This window comes from Sutterella massiliensis, assembly GCF_016899755.1.
In the GTDB taxonomy this organism is placed as follows: domain Bacteria; phylum Pseudomonadota; class Gammaproteobacteria; order Burkholderiales; family Burkholderiaceae_F; genus Sutterella; species Sutterella massiliensis.
Window position 1 is genome coordinate 1 of the sequence record NZ_JACJJC010000338.1, and the last position, 360, is coordinate 360.

The 360-nt window shown below is 58.9% G+C and carries 1 protein-coding gene; it reads left to right on the forward strand.

The features are described 5' to 3' along the window. Window positions 1–161 precede the first annotated feature (161 nt). Window positions 162–360: twin-arginine translocation signal domain-containing protein (locus H6A60_RS12815; RefSeq protein WP_205105243.1), on the forward strand; the 199-nt coding region annotated here is incomplete at its 3' end.

The following is a 360-nucleotide window of genomic DNA, read 5'->3' on the forward strand; positions in this document are numbered from 1 at the left end:
TGGCAGTCTGCTCGATGATGACGGCCTAGTTCCTTTCTAAACTCCTTCTCAGACCAGAGCGCCGTCGACGAGACCTGTCGGCGGCACAACGACAATCATTCCGCTGCGAACGTCGTCAATCAGTCGGTTTTTTGCTGCGGATTGCAGAAGGAGAAAACACCATGTCGAATCGTCGTGAGTTCCTGAAGGGTGCCGTGACGGGTGCCGTTGCTGCGGCCGCTGCGCCGTATGCCGTTCAGGCCAGCGCTTCGGAAATGCCCAAGAAATGGGATATGACGGCCGACGTCGTCGTTTGCGGCTTCGGCGGTGCCGGCGCAACGACGGCAATTGTCGCCGCACAGAACGGCGCCTCTGTAATTG